Annotated in this window: 13 protein-coding genes and 1 pseudogene; 8 read left to right on the top strand and 6 right to left on the bottom strand. The window is 62.2% G+C overall.

Annotated features, from left to right (window positions below):
- Positions 1 to 367 (top strand): annotated as a pseudogene (locus tag AADA04_RS11040) (hypothetical protein); the annotation flags it as partial.
- A gap of 70 nt (positions 368 to 437) precedes the next feature.
- Here AADA04_RS11040 and truA read toward each other — a convergent pair.
- The 6 genes from truA to AADA04_RS11070 form a co-directional block, all read right to left on the bottom strand.
- Positions 438 to 1175 (bottom strand): tRNA pseudouridine(38-40) synthase TruA, encoded by a 738-nt coding sequence (truA, locus tag AADA04_RS11045; protein ID WP_340693322.1) that lies wholly within the window; start codon positions 1173 to 1175, stop codon positions 438 to 440.
- 3 nt (positions 1176 to 1178) lie between these two features.
- Positions 1179 to 1667: an N-acetyltransferase gene (locus AADA04_RS11050; RefSeq protein WP_340693323.1), complete on the bottom strand. Its 489-nt coding sequence runs from the start codon at positions 1665 to 1667 to the stop codon at positions 1179 to 1181.
- Entirely contained in the window at positions 1664 to 2620 is a 957-nt protein-coding gene (gene fmt / locus AADA04_RS11055; protein WP_340693324.1) for a methionyl-tRNA formyltransferase, read from the bottom strand. The genes AADA04_RS11050 and fmt overlap by 4 nt, the downstream gene beginning before the upstream one ends.
- Before the next feature lie 58 nt (positions 2621 to 2678).
- Positions 2679 to 3209, bottom strand: coding sequence for a peptide deformylase (def, locus tag AADA04_RS11060; RefSeq protein WP_340693325.1), 531 nt, complete (start codon positions 3207 to 3209; stop codon positions 2679 to 2681).
- A 45-nt stretch (positions 3210 to 3254) separates the two neighbouring features.
- Complete coding sequence (gene rmuC / locus AADA04_RS11065) at positions 3255 to 4586, bottom strand: DNA recombination protein RmuC (protein ID WP_340693326.1); 1332 nt, start codon at positions 4584 to 4586, stop codon at positions 3255 to 3257.
- 80 nt (positions 4587 to 4666) lie between these two features.
- On the bottom strand, positions 4667 to 8182 hold the full coding sequence (locus tag AADA04_RS11070) for a peptidoglycan-binding protein (protein WP_340693327.1): 3516 nt from the start codon (positions 8180 to 8182) through the stop codon (positions 4667 to 4669).
- A gap of 225 nt (positions 8183 to 8407) precedes the next feature.
- Here AADA04_RS11070 and AADA04_RS11075 point away from each other — a divergent pair, with 225 nt between their 5' ends.
- The 7 genes from AADA04_RS11075 to AADA04_RS11105 all read left to right on the top strand — a co-directional run.
- The gene (locus tag AADA04_RS11075) at positions 8408 to 8887 is read left to right on the top strand and encodes a MerR family DNA-binding transcriptional regulator (protein ID WP_340693328.1); all 480 of its coding nucleotides are present in this window, start codon (positions 8408 to 8410) and stop codon (positions 8885 to 8887) included.
- Positions 8888 to 8987: 100 nt separating this feature from the next.
- Positions 8988 to 10772 carry an acyl-CoA dehydrogenase C-terminal domain-containing protein gene (locus AADA04_RS11080; protein ID WP_340693329.1) on the top strand — a complete coding sequence of 595 codons (1785 nt, stop codon included), beginning with the start codon at positions 8988 to 8990 and terminating at the stop codon, positions 10770 to 10772.
- A gap of 136 nt (positions 10773 to 10908) precedes the next feature.
- The gene (locus AADA04_RS11085) at positions 10909 to 12075 is read left to right on the top strand and encodes an acyl-CoA dehydrogenase family protein (RefSeq protein WP_340693330.1); all 1167 of its coding nucleotides are present in this window, start codon (positions 10909 to 10911) and stop codon (positions 12073 to 12075) included.
- Positions 12076 to 12081: 6 nt separating this feature from the next.
- Positions 12082 to 12510: a PaaI family thioesterase gene (locus AADA04_RS11090; RefSeq protein ID WP_340693331.1), complete on the top strand. Its 429-nt coding sequence runs from the start codon at positions 12082 to 12084 to the stop codon at positions 12508 to 12510.
- Between the two features lie 27 nt (positions 12511 to 12537).
- Complete coding sequence (locus AADA04_RS11095) at positions 12538 to 13743, top strand: acetyl-CoA C-acetyltransferase (RefSeq protein WP_340693332.1); 1206 nt, start codon at positions 12538 to 12540, stop codon at positions 13741 to 13743.
- Positions 13744 to 13771: 28 nt separating this feature from the next.
- Complete coding sequence (locus tag AADA04_RS11100; RefSeq protein ID WP_340693333.1) at positions 13772 to 16006, top strand: 3-hydroxyacyl-CoA dehydrogenase NAD-binding domain-containing protein; 2235 nt, start codon at positions 13772 to 13774, stop codon at positions 16004 to 16006.
- A gap of 142 nt (positions 16007 to 16148) precedes the next feature.
- A partial coding sequence (locus AADA04_RS11105) for a hypothetical protein (RefSeq protein WP_340693334.1) occupies positions 16149 to 16539 on the top strand: 391 nt, incomplete at its 3' end.

Consider the following 16539-nt stretch of genomic DNA (forward strand, 5'->3'; position numbering starts at 1 on the left):
ATACTACCCCCCCATGCACCCCCGGCACGCCCAACTCTATGCGCACGTCCATGTCCTCCTCTGGCCATGGCTCTGGTGGCAATTGCAGAACCTGAACCGCTGGATGAAGGCGACCGGGCGCGGCCTGCTCGTCAGTGTCGACCGCTGGGGCAATGTCTATATCCGTTTCATGGGTGACGCGCCGGAGGCGGAGGACCGTTTCACACCGCTGCCAGTCTCGGCGCGGCTCGCGGCGGCACTCGCCCCCGAACCGTGTCCCCGGCGCAGGCCGGGGTCTCCCTCAATCCACTCCGGACCTGCCGCACGAGGTCCCGGCCTGCGCCGGGAACACGGATGCCTCACTGGGCTGCCCCTGCCACATACCTGACCCGGGCCACAACCCCAGCACACCCTTACCTCACCCCCAAAGCGCCCTCACAGGCGCCGCACGTGCAGGCTCAGTCATAGTCCACTTTTTCGAGGAACAGGCCGTCCGGCGGCGACACCGGCCCGCAGGCCGTGCGATCGGTCGCCGCGAGTATCTCGCTCAGCCAGCGGGCATCGCGCTTGCCGCGTCCGACTTCCACCAGCGAGCCGACCATCGAGCGCACCTGCCGGTGCAGGAAGCTCTGGGCCGACAGCGTGCATTCGATCCGGTCGCCATAGCGGGCGATGTCGAACCTATCCAGCGTCTTGACCGGGCTGCGCGCCTGGCATTCCATGTCGCGGAACGTGGTGAAGTCATGCGTGCCGAGCAGCACCTGCGCGGCGTCGTGCATCTTGCGGGCATCGAGCTTCGGCGCAATCCGCCAGGCGAGACCCTTTTCTACCGTCAGGTCGGCGCGGCGGTTGATGATGACAAAGCGATAGTGGCGCGCCTTGGCGCTGAAGCGTGCGTGGAAATCCTCTTCGACTTTCTCGGCCGACAGAACTGCGATGGGGTGCGGACGCAGGTGGAAGTTCAGTGCGTCGGCCACTTTGCCGGGCCGGTCGACAGCGAAATCGAGATGGGCGACCTGGCCCATCGCATGCACGCCGCTATCGGTCCGCCCGGCGCCATAAACTTCGACAGGCCCGCCATCCAGCTTGGCGGCGGCGGCCTCGATGGCGCCTTGCACCGTCGGCTTGCCCGGCAGCCGCATCCAGCCCTGGAACGGGCCGCCATGATATTCGATCAGGAGTTTATAGCGGGCCATGAATTATCCGCCGAACGCGGAAGGATAGGTGAGGGTACCGGACGCCGGTGCCGATTCTGCCAGCCGTTTTGCCATGAAATGCGGCCCGCTCCACGGCGCCGTGAAGGGCAGGGCGGCATCAGCCGAAAAGCCGAAGCGCGGATAATAGTCAGCATGCCCCAGCACGAAGACAAGGCTCTCGCCAGCGCCTTCCAGCGCCATGAGCCCCGTCCGGACAAGGCCGCTGCCAATGCCCTGCTTCTGCCGGCCCGGCAGCACGGACATCGGCCCCAGCCCCACCGCCAGCGGCGCGCCGTCCACGAGGATACGGAAGAATTCCACATGTCCGACAATCCGGCTGTCATCATGTGCAATTAGCGACAGGATGCTGTCGCCGTCCCGTTTCAGCCTGCGGACAATCTTGCCTTCAGCCGACTGCCCGAAAGCCGCATCGTTCAGCTTGGCGATTTCGTCAATGTCGTCGGCATGCGCCGGGCGGATCCAGGTGCTCATGCGCTCAGCCGCGTGCCGGGCGCAATCGGTGTCCCGTTCAGGAAAACGCTCGCGCTCATCGGCCCCTTGCCCGGGCGCTGTAGCGTGGTGATCCGCACCGCGCCGCCATCGCCGCAGGCGACCAGCAGCTTGTCGTCCAGAACAGTGCCCGGCGTGGCCCCGCCAGAGGTTCCGGCCACTTCGCTCATCAGCAGTTTCAGGCGCACGGGCGTGTCTTCGCCCTCCGGGGTCCAGCGGCAGATGGCACCGGGAAAGGGCGACAGGCCCCTTATATGGCAATCGACTTCAGCGGCGGGTTTCGACCAGTCGACCAGCTGGTCGTCGGCGCTGATCTTGTGCGCATATGTAATGCCGTCTTCCGGCTGGGCTTTCGGTGTGATCGCCCCGTCTGCCCAGCGCGCCAGTGCAATCGGCGCGAGGTCGGCGGCGAGTTCCGCCAGCCGGTCGTGCAGCGTGCCGGCTGTCGTGGCCAGCGTGATCGGCGTGCGCGCCGACATCAGTACCGGTCCGGTATCCAGGCCCGCATCCATCAGCATCGCGTCGACCCCGGTCTCATGGTCGCCCGCCATGATCGCCCGCTGGATCGGCGCCGCGCCGCGCCAGCGCGGCAGGATCGAGGCGTGCATGTTGAGACAGCCAAGACGCGGCGCATCCAGCACCGCCTGCGGCAGGATCAGGCCGTATGCCACGACAACCGCTGCATCGAGGTCCAGCGCAGCAAACGCCTCCTGCTCCGGTGTCGCCTTCAAGGATTTCGGCGTGCGCACCTCAAGGCCATGCTCTTCGGCCCAGGCCTGCACGGGCGTCGGGGTCAGTTTCTTGCCCCGTCCCGACGGGCGCGGCGGCTGGGAATACACGCAGGCAATCTCGTGGCTCGCTGCGACAAGCGCGGCGAGCACGTCAACGGCAATCTGCGGACTGCCCATGAAGGCAAGGCGAAGCGGTTGGGTCATGGTGCGGGGGTCTAGCGCGCGGGGCGCTGGCAATAAAGCAAAGATTGGCGCGGCAGGATCAGGCGACGTCTTCGCGGATCTTGCGAATCCTGGCTTTCTTGACCTTGTCGATGGCCCGCATCCGCTTCAGGCGCGAGAGATAGTCGATGAACAGCGTGCCTTCGAGATGGTCCATCTCGTGCTGGATGCAGACCGCGTAGAGCTCTTCGGCCCATTCCTCGACCGGGTTGCCATCATAATCCAGGTAACGGATCAGGCAGCGTACCGGGCGTTCAACCTCGTCGAAAATGTCGGGCACCGACAGGCAGCCTTCTTCATAAGGCTGCGTCTGCTCGACTGTTTCGAGGATTTCGGGGTTCACGAAATAGCGCGGCTGGGGCTCTTCGTTCTCGGGGGCGAGGTCCATGACAATGACGCGAAGTGGCACGCCGATCTGGATTGCGGCCAGCCCAATGCCCGGCGCGTCATACCTGGTTTCCAGCATGTCATCCATCAGCGCGCGAATCTCGTCGGTGACGCCGCCTTCAACAGGCTTCGACACCTCTTTGAGGCGTGGATCGGGTACAGTCAGGATTTCGCGTATGGCCATAAGGGGGAGATATGAACAGAAGGGCGTCTGGTCAACTGGTACGGCTCATTCGGCGGCCAGGGCTTTTTTCTTGCCCCCCAGGTCCAGTTCGCCTGTCGCGTCGGGCGCATTCGCCCGATTTTCGATCTGCCTCGGCTCCGGCAGCACCTTGTTCGGCGGGGCGATTTCCATGTCCTCGAACTTGCGCAGCGTCGGCAGGACGCGCTTGTCGAACGATCCCATGGCCGAATTGAAATGGTCGACAGAGCCGTTCAGCGTTTTCCCGAGCTTCTCGATATGGCCGAGCATGACGCTCATCCGGCCATGCAGTTCGGCGCCGAGTTCGGCCGCCGCCATGGCATTCTCGTTCTGGTGATGCTGGCGCCAGAGGTGCGCCACTGTCCGCGCCAGTGCGATCAGCGTCGTCGGCGTCGTGACGATGACCTGCCGCGCCATGGCTTTCTCGATCAGGTCGGGGGACTGTTCCAGCGCGGCGGCGAAGAAGTTTTCCCCGGGTATGAACATGGCGATATAATCGAACCGGTTGCCGAGGTTTGACTGGTAATCCTTCGACGCCAGCGTGGTGACGTGGCGCTGCACGCTTTGCGCATGCGCCTTCAGGTGCGCCAGCCGTTCGACCGGGTCTTCGGTATTGGTGGCGGCCATGTAGGAGGCGAGGGACACTTTGGAATCGATGACGATCTGCCGGTCGCCGGGCAGGCGGATGATGGCATCCGGGCGCTGGCGGCCTTCCTCGGTTGCGTCATGGACCTGCTCATTGAAGTCGCAATGGGCCGACAGGCCCGCCTGTTCCATGACATTGCGCAATGTCATCTCGCCCCAGCGGCCGCCGCCTTTCGGCGCAGTCAGGGCGTTCACCAGCTTGCCGGTCTCGGCGGTGTTGCGATGCAGGCTCTCGCCGATCGCCTTCACCTGTTCGGACAGGAGTGACTTGTCCTCGGTCCGGACCTTTTCGAGGTCGTCGACGCGCTTCTTGAAGGCATCGAAATTCTCACCGATTGGTTTCATCAGTTCCTGCAGCTGGCCCTTGGCGCCTTCCTTGTGCTTCTCGAACGTTTCATTGGCGAGTTGCAGGAATTGGGCATTGGCGGTCCGCAACACGCCCTGCGCCATCTCGGCGAACTTGCGCTCATCCTCTTCGCTGCGGGCCCGGATTTCAGCCAGCGCGATCTCTGCCTGACGAGCGACTTCTTCTTTTGTGCGCAGCGCCTGTTTCGTATCCGAGAGATCCTCGGCGGTCCGCGTCTGCTCGCGGCGAGCGAGGTCTGCCCGCCCCCACAGAACGTAGGCCGCAAAGCCAAGCCCCAGCACGCCCAGTAGCAGCACGATATGCACGGCGTCTAAGCCGGCGGTTCCGATGGTAACGATAGGTGTCATTGCGATATCCTGCCACGATTCCCGTGGAACATATCTAGAACGATGTCATGTGTCCACGCGCTGAAAACGCCGCATGAAAACTAGCCGTTGGTCGGTGCGCCCGCCAGCGCATTCAGGCTCTCGATCAGGTCTGCCGTGATCGTTCCGGTCACCGGAAGGCCATTGGCTTTCTCATAGTCGCGGATCGCCTTGGCCGTGCTGCCGCCGATCACGCCATCTGGTGTGCCGACATTGTAGCCGAGCGCCGACAGGGCGACCTGCACGCCTTGCACCTGGAGCGGATTGCCGGTGTTCCAGGGCTGGGCCCCGAAGCGCCCATTGCTGATGGCATTGTCGCGGGAGGCTTCCCAGAAGACCGCGCGAGCCCGGGCCTGTTCGGCGGCTTCCGCCGATATGCGGCCTGAAAGGTCGGCGATCTTGGCGGGTGCGCCCGCATCGCCGTTCTTGCCGGCAATTTCGAACCAGAACATGGCTTCGGTCAGGTTCGGGCTGATGCCGAGGCCCTGCTCGTAGAGAACGCCGAGATTGTACTGGCTGTCGACAATGCCGAACTCGGCGGCCTTGCGGAACCATTCGACGGCGCCAGCATAGCTCTGCGGTCCGCCGTCGCCCTCGGCCATGAAGACGGCAAGGTCATGCATGGCTCTGACATTGCCGCCATTGGCAGCCTTTTCCGTCCACTCCCGGGCCAGCGCGAGATCCTTGGGAACGCCATTGCCTTTCTCGTGCAGCTTGGCGAGGCCATACTGCGCGATGGGCAGGCCCTTGGCGGCCGACTTGCGCATCAGCGCTGCGCCGGTGGCAAAGTCGCCGGCGGCGATGCGTTCCTGGGCCAGCTGGTACTGAGCGATATGGTTTCCGGCAGCAGCAGCGCTTTCCACCGTCACGAAGGGCGAGATGGCGGGGAAATTCGAAGCAACCGGTGCTGCTGCCACAGGCGCCGGGGCGGCGGCAGTCACGGGCGCTGCGTCGAACAGTTCGGCGTCAACCTGTGGAGCCGCGGGTGCCACAACCGGGGCTTCGGCGTTGATCTGGCTGGCTCCTGCGTCTGGTTCGGCGGCGGGGGGCGGCGCTTGTACGCCCGCTGCAGCGCCGGGATCGACATAGGTATCGACAGAAGCGGCGACGACAGGCGCCTCCTGCTTGCCGCGAATATAGAGATAGCCGCCGACCGCGGCCCCGGTGATGACAACCGCAGAGGCGGCAGCATAGAGCGGCAGCTTGCTGGAGCCGGACGTCGCGCGGACCCCATTGAAGGACGGCTTATCGTTCTTGCGCCGGTTGCGGTGTTGCGGCTGTACGTCCGGTGTGCCGGCCGCACTGATCGCGGCCCGGCGGGCGCGAGCGATATAGTCATTTGTGTCATCCGCCCGAATGGCGATCGGCTCGGGATGGTCTTCAGCGAGGGGGTCAAGTTCGGCGTCGGGATCGGATTTCGGCGAGATCAGCGCGAGAAAGTCTTCGTCCTCGGAATCGTCCATATCGAAGATGTCAGATGCGCGCGCTTCGGTATGGCTGTCATGTTCACCGTCGATACCCTCCAGTTCGGAGAGCGGGTCGAAGAAGGATTCCGGCCCGAGTTCGGCTGGCGTATCAGAAAAGTCCTCGTCCCCGTGCTCGGCGATACCGGCTTCCAGAGGCATGTTGAGCACGTCCTCGAAATCCGATTTGTAGGGGTCGCTGCGACTCTCGATAGCGGCGTCCCAGCCAGCGATCCCGGCTTCGAAGAAGGCGTCGTCATCATCCGGATCGATCAACGTTTCCGCAAAAACAGCGTCATCGTCCTGAACGCCAGCTGCCGATGTTTCATCGAACATGTCATCGTCATTGTCATTGTCGTCTTCGATTTCAGGCAGGCCGGGTTCGAATGGCGCGCTGTCATCCTGGACCGGCGTATGGGCTTCCTGCGAGACCACGGGATCGGCGGCAAAATCGGGTGCCTCTGGCATCGCATCGGCGCCATCCGGGTCGGCATAGGGCGGAGAGGTGAATTCCTCGAGGCTTTCAAGCCGTGTGGCCAGGGACGCAATGGCGCGTTGTACGGGCGACAGCGACGCCGACGACTGGGCTTGCATATGCTCAAGCCGCTCGGAGACATTGGACAGGGCGTCCGACAGGCGCACATCCGTACGCTTGCGGTCCTCTTCCATCTGGGTCGCCATCGACTTGATGGCATCGTCCTGGCGTTTCTGGAGTCGCGAGGCCGCCGACGCGACCTGTTCGCCGATCTGTTCGATGGCCTGGGCGCTTCGCGTTTCGCTGTCGCTGACGCGATGATCAATCTGGTCGGCGAGCGTGTCGATGCGGGCGCTGACGGTTTCGCCGAGGCGTTCGATTTCGCCGCGCACGGCCTCGCCCGCAGCGGTGTCATCGCGCGCTTCGACGTCGCGGATGCGCTGGTCGAAGCTGGTCGATATCCGGCTGACCTGGCTCGACACGGTTGCCATAGTGCGCGACTGGCGCTCCTCGGTGGCGGCGAGGCGTTTCTGCACGTCCGAAAGCCCAGCCGTGAGGTCGGAGACGACTTCACTCTCCGCGACGTTGGCGGTACGCGCGATTTCGTCGGCAAGTTCGAGCCGGGTCTGGTCGACGGTTTCACGCAGGGATTTGGTCAGGTCGTCGAAACGGGCTTCGAATTCCGAGCGCAGCTTTTCAGCGAGCTCCGGATCGACGGATCCGGCCAGGGCTTCGACACGGTTGTCGAGGTGATTGAAAGTTGCTTCCAGGCTTTGCAGTGCAGCGTCGGTCGTGGTTTCGGCGCGGTTCAGGCGTTCCTGGATGCGCAGCAGCGTGCTTTCCATCGAATCCAGCGCGCCCGACACGTCGGACTCGACGGCGGTCAGGCGTTCGTCTGTCTGACCGGCCGTTGCGAAGCGTTCCTGAACTTCGCTTTCAAGTGTCGACAGGCGTGTCGTCAGTTCGCGCGCAGCCTTTTCAGAGCGCTTTTCGGCCTGCTCGACCGCCTGGTTGACCCGCGCAGCGGCGTCCGACAATTTCGATTCGACCCGGGTTTCCACGCCTTCGACGCGGTCGGTCAGGTCGGCAAATCCGGCTTCGACCCGGCCCTTGATGGCTTGGGCCTCGTGCTGGGCGAGTTCGCCTTCATCGTTGACATGGTCCGCCAGCTTGCCAAGCGCCTGCTCGAGTGACTTCAGCGCTTCGAGGTTCTGCTTGTTCGATTCATCCTGTTCAAGCCTGCGAACCTTGGACTGGAGCGCCTCATACGTGTCGCGGATCTCGTCCATCAGGCTTTCAACATGGCCGACGACGGAATTGCTGTTCTGCTCGGCATGCTCGAGCTTGGCGACGAGGCCGAGAACCGTGTGGTCCATGCCCGAAATGGCCAGCGTGGAGCGGGCTTCGGCCGCCTCGATGCGGCGCGTCAGGCGGTCCAGCGTGTTGGTTGTCGCATCCGGCCGCGGGCGCGGATTGCGAAACAGGGACGAGATTTCGTTGAGCTGGGATTCCTCGTCCGTCATCAGCAGGCGGTTAAGGTATTCACCAAGCGTCAGACCTTCGGCGCTCGCCGCTTCGCGCGCTGCATCGCGCGCGCGCTGGTCAATGCCTTTGACACTCCAGGGCCCTGTCTGGTTCATCCCGGATTCTCCTCGCTCAGCCCGCAAAGTTAACGCAGCAGGCAGATTCGTTCACATATTCTAACGGTGATGGCAGCCAGGGTCTTAAAGCGAGGTTAAAGGTAAATATTTTCGTACGATCTGGTAACGACTAAGGTTATCGCGTTTACCATAGGGAACGTTTCCGCGAACGTTCGCGTAAAGTTGACGTTGACGTTCGCGGAAGCCTTGGTCTAAGCTGTCGGCATGCATCACAAGACATCACACATTTCCGCCGCCGACAGCCGCACCTTCACGATTTCCGAGCTTGCCCGGGAATATGGTGTGACCCCCCGTGCCCTTCGCTTCTACGAAGACAAGGACATGCTGCATCCGGCGCGCGACGGCATGACCCGTGTCTATTCGAACCGGGATCGTGCTCGCCTGACGATCATTGTCCGCCTGAAGCGTCTCGGGCTGCCACTGGCCGACATCCGTGAAATCCTCGACCTCTACGTCCTGGATGACGGCGAACGGGCCCAGAAATACATGATGCTCGACAAGTTCCGCAAGCAGGTCAAAGAGCTGGAAGTCCAGCGCGAAGACATCGACACGGCGCTGACGGAACTGCGCAAGGGCATCCTCTGGCTCGAGGAGTTGATCCAGAAGGTCGGCCCGAACGAAGAAGGCAAGCGACAGGTTGCGGCCTATGAAGCGGTTGCCCGGCGCCAGCTCGACGAAGTCTGATCCACCTCTTTTCAAAGGTTTCTGGCAACTGGAACGACCTTTCTAGAACATGCGTCTAGAACGGCGTCAGTTGCCATTTTTTTATAAGGATTTCCGCCCCATGCCCCGTTACGACGCCCCGGTCCGCGATATGCAATTCATCCTGCATGAAGTGCTTCAATTGCAGAACTATTCGAACCTGCCTGGTTTCGAGGAAGCGACCCCGGACCTGATTGATGCGATCCTGGAAGAAGGCGGCAAGTTCGCCAAGGAAGTCCTGTTCCCGCTAAACCGTGTCGGCGACGTGCAGGGCTGCAAGCGCAATGATGACGCCAGCGTCAAGACGCCCGACGGCTTCCCTGATGCCTACAAGGCGCTGGTCGAGAATGGCTGGCCGCTCCTGTCGAAGGATCCGGAGATGGGCGGGCAGGGCCTGCCGCACGTCGTGAACCTCGCCTGGGGTGAGATGATTTCCTCGTCGAACATGGCCTTCGGCATGTATCCCGGCCTCACTTCGGGCGCCTATGAAGCGCTGATGGCTGGCGGCTCCGACGCGCAGCGCAAGATGTACGGCCCGAAAATGGCCAGCGCCGAATGGGCCGGCACCATGAACCTGACCGAGCCACAATGCGGCACCGATCTCGGCCTGATCAAGACCAAGGCCGCGCCACAGGCTGATGGCAGCTACAAAATTACCGGCCAGAAGATCTGGATTTCGGGCGGCGAGCAGGATCTCACCGAAAACATCATTCACCTTGTGCTTGCCCGGATCGAGGGCGCGCCTGAAGGCATCAAGGGCATCTCGCTCTTCGTCGTGCCGAAATACATCGTCCAGGAAGACGGCTCGCTGGGCGAGCGCAATGCCTGCTCATGCGGAGGTCTTGAAGAGAAGATGGGCATCCACGGCAACGCGACCTGCGTCATGAACTATGACGGCGCGACGGGCTGGCTTGTCGGCGAAGAACACAAGGGCATGCGCACCATGTTCGTGATGATGAACGAGGCCCGTCTCGGCGTCGGCCTGCAGGGCCTGGCCCAGGCCGAAGTGGCCTACCAGAACGCTGTCGATTACGCCAAGGATCGCGTCCAGGGCCGCTCGCTCAACGGTGCCAAGGCGCCGGAAAAAGTCGCTGACCCGATCATCGTCCATCCGGACGTGCGCCGCATGCTGCTCGATCAGAAAGCCTTCATCGAAGGCGCCCGGGCCTTTGCCTACTGGACCGCCTTCCAGGGTGACCTGCAGCACAAGTCGAATGACGAGAAGGTGCAAGAGCGCGCCGGTGACTATATGGCGCTGCTGACCCCGGTGGTGAAAGCCTATCTCACGCACAAGGGCTGCGAGAGCGCCAATCTCGGCCTTCAGGTCCATGGCGGATCGGGTTTCACCCGCGAATGGGGCATGGAACAGTTCGTACGCGATAGCCGCATCACCATGATCTATGAGGGCACCAACGGTATCCAGGCGCTCGACCTTGTCGGCCGCAAACTGGCCAGCAATGGCGGCCGGGCCGTGTTCAGCTTTTTCGCCGAACTCGACGATTTCCTCGGCACAGCCGGAGATGACGCCGAACTGCAGCCGTTCGTCGAAGGCCTGACTACGGTCAAGGGCCAGCTCCAGGAAGGCACCAACTGGCTGATGCAGAACGGCATGTCCGACTTCAACAATGCCGGTGCATCCAGCCATGATTACCTGCACCTGTTTGGCCTGACGGCGCTCTGCTTCATGTGGGCGCGCATGGCCAAGGTTGCGATCGGGAAGAAGGCCGAGGGCGACCCGTTCTACGGCGAAAAGCTGCTGACCGGCCAATATTTCCTCGACCGCATGCTGCCTGACGCGGCTGCCCATCTCGCAAAAGTGAAAACCGGCGCGAAATCCATGATGGCCCTGTCCGCCGACCAGTTCTGATCCATGGCGAAAGGTCGCAGGCCCTGTGCCTGCGGCCTGACGCGGCGTGACGGCTGGGCAAAAGGGCCCGTGTCGCCTACATGTTGACGTGAACGTAAGCGGAAGTTTCCGCAAGGTAAGACAGGAAGACATACCCATGCGCGAGAGCCCACTGAACGTGCCGAAATCCAGCTGGCGCAATGACGAGGAGATGGATATCTTCTCGGACGCCGTGGGCCAGTTTTTCGAGAAGGAGTGCACGCCGCATGTGCCCGCATGGCGCAAGGCTGGCATCGTGCCGCGCGAGATCTGGACCAAGGCGGGCGAAATGGGCCTGCTGTGCGCCTCCGTCTCTGAGGAATACGGCGGCGCGGGCGGCGACTTCCGCCACGAGGCGATCATCATCGAGCAGCAGCAATGGAAGGGCGTCGACGGCTTCGGCATCACGCTGCACAATGCCATCGTTGCCCCCTATATCGAAAGCTACGGCACCGAAGAGCAAAAGCGCCGCTGGCTGCCACGCATGGCCACCGGCGAACTCGTTGTCGCCATCGCGATGACCGAACCGGGCGCCGGGTCCGACCTGCAGAATATCAAGACGACCGCGAAGAAGGATGGCGACGGCTATATCGTCAACGGCTCCAAAACCTTCATCACCAACGGCCAGACAGCAAACCTGATCCTTGTCTGCGCCAAGACAGACCCGACCAAGGGCGCCAAGGGCATTTCGATCATTTGTGTCGAAACCGACGAGGTTGACGGCTTCGAGCGCGGGCGCAATCTCGACAAGGTCGGCCAGCATGCGGCCGATACGTCCGAACTCTTCTTCAATGACGTGAAAGTTCCAGCCTCGGCCCTGCTCGGCGAAGAAGAGGGCAAGGGCTTCATTCAGCTGATGCAGAAACTGCCGCAGGAACGCCATATCATCGGCCTTCAGGGCATCGGCATGATCGAGCGTGCGATCCATGAGACAGTCGACTACGTCAAAGGCCGCAAGGCGTTCGGCGGCACCATATTCGATTTCCAGAACACCCAGTTCAAGCTTGCCGAAGCCAAGACGGAAGCAACCGTCGCAAAAGTGTTTGCAGATCACTGCACAGAGCAGTTGCTGAAGGGCGAGCTCGATGCCGCAACGGCCTCGATGTCGAAATACTGGATCTCCGACCTGCAGTGCAAGATCATCGACGAATGCCTCCAGCTGCATGGCGGCTTCGGCTATATGGATGAATATCCCATCGCCCAGATGTATGCTGACGCTCGCGTCCAGCGCATCTATGGCGGGGCCAACGAAGTCATGAAAATGCTGATCGCGAGGACGCTCTAGTCACTCATGCCTGACAGCAAGCGCATCACGGAAGTCTTCGCCAATCCGAGCCCGTCCTCGATGTCACTCGGATTCGAGCTTCTCTCGCTCGACCTGAAAAAGTGGGAGGCGCGGGTGCGCTTCGATGGCCGGCCCGAATTCTGCAATCCCGCAGGCGTCATCCAGGGCGGCTATCTCGTCGCCATGATGGATGATACGATTGGCATGCTCGCCGGGATGAAGGCGGGCAAGACCAAGCTGCCCTCCACGGTGGACCTGCACACGCATTTCCTGCGCCCGGTCCGCAAGGGTGCCATCGAAGTGGTGGCCCGCCTGCGCAATATCGGCCGCGCGATGGTTTTCGCCGAGGCCGAACTCTACGATTCCCGCGGCAAGGAAGCTGCCCGTTCCACCGCGAGCCTCACCCTCAACCCGGTGAACTCACCGGCGACCTGATCTAACAGTTTTAAAGGAGCCTCTCCCATGAATGAAGCATATCTCTATGACGCCGTCCGCACCCCGCGCGGCAAGGGGAAGTCGTCCGGCTCCCTGCACGAAATCACGGCGCTGAGCCTTGGCACGCAAGTGCTGCAGGCCATCCGTGACCGGAACAATATCGATACGGCCTGCGTCGACGATGTCGTCTTCGGCTGTGTCTCGCCGGTTGGCGAGCAGGGCGGCGACATTGCCCGCATCGCGGTGCTCAACGCTGACTATGCCGACACCACCGCCGGCGTCCAGGTCGACCGTTTCTGCGCCTCGGGCCTCGAAGCCTGCAACATGGCTGTCTCGAAAGTCATGACCGGCGAGGCCGACATGGCCATTGGCGGCGGTGTCGAATCGATGAGCCGCGTGCCCATGGGGGCTGCCGGCGGTGCCTGGTCGACAGACCCGAAGGTCGCCATCAAGTCCTACTTCTCGCCGCAGGGCGTGGGCGCTGACACGATTGCCACCAAGTGGGGCTTCTCGCGCGATGATGTCGATGCTTTCGCCGTCGAAAGCCAGAAGCGCGCCGCCAAGGCCTGGAAGGAAGGTCGTTTCGCCAAGTCCATCGTGCCGGTGAAAGACCAGATGGGCGGCATCCGCCTCGACCATGACGAGCACATGCGCCCGGACGCCAACATGCAGTCGCTGGCCGCGCTGCAGCCATCCTTCCTTGGCCTCGGCGCGATGGGTTTTGATGAAGTCATCAAGCAGCGTTATCCGGAAGTCGAGAAGATCAACCACGTCCACCACGCCGGCAACTCGTCGGGCATCGTGGATGGCGCGTCGGCTGTCCTCTTTGGCACCAAGGAAATGGGCGAGCGTTTCGGCATGAAGCCGCGCGCCCGCATCCGTGCCATGGCCTCCATCGGGTCTGAGCCGGGCATCATGCTGACCGGCCCGACCGACGTGTCCCGCAAGGCACTGAAGAAAGCCGGCATGAACCCGGAAGACATCGATCTCTACGAACTGAACGAAGCCTTCGCTTCGGTCGTCCTGTTGATGATGCACAACCTCAACATCCCGCACGACAAGATGAACGTGAACGGCGGCGCCATCGCCATGGGCCACCCGCTGGGTGCCACGGGCGGCATGCTGATGGGCACAATGATCGACGAACTTGAACGGACCGGCAAGGAAACCGCGCTGATCACGCTCTGCGTCGGCGCCGGCATGGGCACCGCGACGATCATCGAACGCGTTTAATCATCATACGAATTACTGGAATACGAACATGAAACTCGACACATTCTCATTCGACATCGACGCGGACGGTATTGCCCATGCCGTGTTCGACGTGCCCGGCCGCAGCATGAACACGCTGACCGGCAAGGCCGTCGCTGACATCATCGCGATCACCAAGGAAGTTGCCACCAACGACAAGATCAAGGGCCTCGTGCTCTCGTCCGGCAAACCGAGCGGCTTTTGCGCCGGGGCAGACCTTGGCGAAATGGGTAGCCGCGCAGGCGGCGCTGGCGACAAGGCGAAGAAGACCGAAGCGGAGCTCAAGAAAGAGCAGTTCGATGCGGGCTTCTCGCTGAACAAGACGCTTCGCCAGCTTGAAACCTGTGGCAAGCCCGTGGCTGTCGCGCTCAACGGCCTCGCCCTTGGTGGCGGCCTCGAAGTGGCGCTGGCCGGTCATTACCGCGTGGCGGCCAATGACAATCCCAAGCTCCAGTTCGGCCTGCCGGAAGCCAAGATCGGCCTCCTGCCCGGCGCCGGCGGCACGCAGCGCCTGCCACGCCTGATCGGCGTGCAGGCCGCCCTGCCGCTGATCCTCCAGGGTGAAAGCTTCAATGCCGAGAAAGCGCTCGCGATGGGCGTCGTCAACGAACTCGCGCCATCATCGGAAACCGAGGCAAAGGCCACCGCATGGGTCAAGGCCAACCCGACCGCCAAGGCGCCGTGGGACGTCAAAGGCTTCAAGGTGCCGGGCGGCGTACCGCACCGCAGCCCCGGCGCCGGCCAGGTCATGACCATGGCCAATGCGATGCTGCACGCCAAGACCTACGGCAACTACCCGGCCCAGCTGAATATCCTGTCGTGCATCTATGAAGGCATCATGGTGCCGATCGATGCCGGCCTGCGCATCGAGACGCGCTACTTCATCAACACCCAGCAGCGCCCGGAAGCCAAGGCGATGATCCGTTCGCTGTTCCTGTCGACACAGGCCCTGTCCAAGGGCGCCAACCGTCCGGCAGGTGTTCCGAAATACGAGCTCAACAAGGTCGCCGTTATCGGCGCTGGCCTGATGGGCGCCGGCATTGCCTATGAACAGGCGCGCGCCGGTATCGAGACGATCCTCGTCGATGTCTCGGTCGAGAATGCCGAGAAGGGGAAAGACTATTCCCGCAAGCTCGTCGAGAAGAACGTGTCGCGTGGCAAGATGACCAAGGAGAAGGGCGAAGCGCTCCTCGCCCTGATCAAGCCGACCGCCAATTATGACGACTTCAAAGGCGCTGACCTTGTCGTCGAAGCCGTGTTCGAGAATCCGGAACTCAAGGCCAAGATCACCAAGATGGCTGAAGCCCAGCTCTCCGATACGGCTGTCATGGGCTCCAACACCTCGACCCTGCCGATCACCGGCCTGGCCGAAGCCTCGGTCCGCCCCGCCAACTTCATCGGCATCCACTTCTTCTCGCCGGTCGAGCGGATGGGCCTGGTCGAGATCATCTCCGGCAAGGAGACGAGCGAAGAGACCCTCGCCAAGACGATCGATTATGTCCTCAAGATCCGCAAGACGCCGATCGTCGTGAATGACAGCCGCGGCTTCTACACGTCGCGCTGCTTCGGCACCTATACGCAGGAAGGCCTCGAAATGCTCGGCGAAGGCATCAAGCCGGCGATCATCGAGAATGTCGGGCGTCAGTCCGGCATGCCGATGGGCCCGCTCGAAGTGTCCGACTCTGTCGGCCTCGATACCGCGCTCAAGGTCGGCCGCCAGATGGCCCAGGCCATGGGCGTCGACTACACCAATGATGCGCGTGGCCAGATGATGGCCTGGCTGGTCGAAGACCAGGGCCGCGTCGGCCGCAAGGCCGGCAAGGGCTTCTACGATTATAACGAGAAGGGCAAGCCAGAGCGCCTGTGGCCTGAGTTGAACAGCCAGATCGACGTCAAGGTCGACGAGTGCCCGCCCGCCCTGAAGAAAGAGCTGACCAGCCGCTTCCTCGTGCGTCAGGCCATCGAAGTGGCCCGCTGTTTCGAGGAAGGCGTCATCACCGATGCACGCGACGCCGATATCGGCTCGATCCTGGCCTGGGGCTTTGCGCCGTATACGGGCGGCTGCGCCAGCTATGTCGACCTGATCTGGGGCATCAAGCCATTCGTCGAAGAGGCTGACCGCCTTGCCGACAAATACGGCGACCGCTTCCGTCCGGGCAAATTGCTGCGTGACATGGCCGCCAAGGGCGAAGGCTTCTACGACCGCTTCCCCCCCGCCGACGCAAAGGCAAAAGCGGCGGCCTGATCGGTCTTAAAATAGTTTGAATCGGAGCGGGCCGGAGCAGAGATGTTTCGGCCTTCTTCAATTTTTGGTTGACGCGACTTCCAGCGCAGACCACCTCATTGGCAACGATTCTTAAAAATCGTGGGAGAAGCGGGGAGATATCATGAAAATTCACCAGACGATTGGAGCGGGACTTGCGGTGCTGATGCTTGCGGGATGCGCATCGTCGCCGAACAAGATCGCGGCCCAATATGTCTCGCCGATGGCGTATCAAAGCTATGACTGCGATCAAATCGCTCTCGAGCAAAATAGAATTGAGCGGCGCACGGGCGAACTTTATCAAAGCCTCAAAAAGGAGGCGAACGCCGATAAGTGGCAGATGGGAGTTGGATTGATACTCTTCTGGCCGACGCTATTCCTGCTTGAAGGAGGCGACGGTCCGGAAGCAACGGAATATGCAAGATTGCGTGGTGAGTACAACGCAATTTCTGAGGTATCGATTTCCAAAAAGTGTCAACTTCAGTTCAAGGAAGATTTGGGTGATGTCATCAAGG

Source organism: Hyphomonas sp. (genome assembly GCF_037969335.1).
Classification (GTDB): domain Bacteria; phylum Pseudomonadota; class Alphaproteobacteria; order Caulobacterales; family Hyphomonadaceae; genus Hyphomonas.

What these genes read in the sequence shown, in the direction of transcription:
- truA (WP_340693322.1), bottom strand. Translation starts at nt 1,175, where the DNA reads ATGGCCCGCTATAAACTCCTGATCGAATATCATGGCGGCCCGTTCCAG.
- AADA04_RS11050 (WP_340693323.1), bottom strand. Translation starts at nt 1,667, where the DNA reads ATGAGCACCTGGATCCGCCCGGCGCATGCCGACGACATTGACGAAATC.
- fmt (WP_340693324.1), bottom strand. Translation starts at nt 2,620, where the DNA reads ATGACCCAACCGCTTCGCCTTGCCTTCATGGGCAGTCCGCAGATTGCC.
- def (WP_340693325.1), bottom strand. Translation starts at nt 3,209, where the DNA reads ATGGCCATACGCGAAATCCTGACTGTACCCGATCCACGCCTCAAAGAG.
- rmuC (WP_340693326.1), bottom strand. Translation starts at nt 4,586, where the DNA reads ATGACACCTATCGTTACCATCGGAACCGCCGGCTTAGACGCCGTGCAT.
- AADA04_RS11070 (WP_340693327.1), bottom strand. Translation starts at nt 8,182, where the DNA reads ATGAACCAGACAGGGCCCTGGAGTGTCAAAGGCATTGACCAGCGCGCG.
- AADA04_RS11075 (WP_340693328.1), top strand. Translation starts at nt 8,408, where the DNA reads ATGCATCACAAGACATCACACATTTCCGCCGCCGACAGCCGCACCTTC.
- AADA04_RS11080 (WP_340693329.1), top strand. Translation starts at nt 8,988, where the DNA reads ATGCCCCGTTACGACGCCCCGGTCCGCGATATGCAATTCATCCTGCAT.
- AADA04_RS11085 (WP_340693330.1), top strand. Translation starts at nt 10,909, where the DNA reads ATGCGCGAGAGCCCACTGAACGTGCCGAAATCCAGCTGGCGCAATGAC.
- AADA04_RS11090 (WP_340693331.1), top strand. Translation starts at nt 12,082, where the DNA reads ATGCCTGACAGCAAGCGCATCACGGAAGTCTTCGCCAATCCGAGCCCG.
- AADA04_RS11095 (WP_340693332.1), top strand. Translation starts at nt 12,538, where the DNA reads ATGAATGAAGCATATCTCTATGACGCCGTCCGCACCCCGCGCGGCAAG.
- AADA04_RS11100 (WP_340693333.1), top strand. Translation starts at nt 13,772, where the DNA reads ATGAAACTCGACACATTCTCATTCGACATCGACGCGGACGGTATTGCC.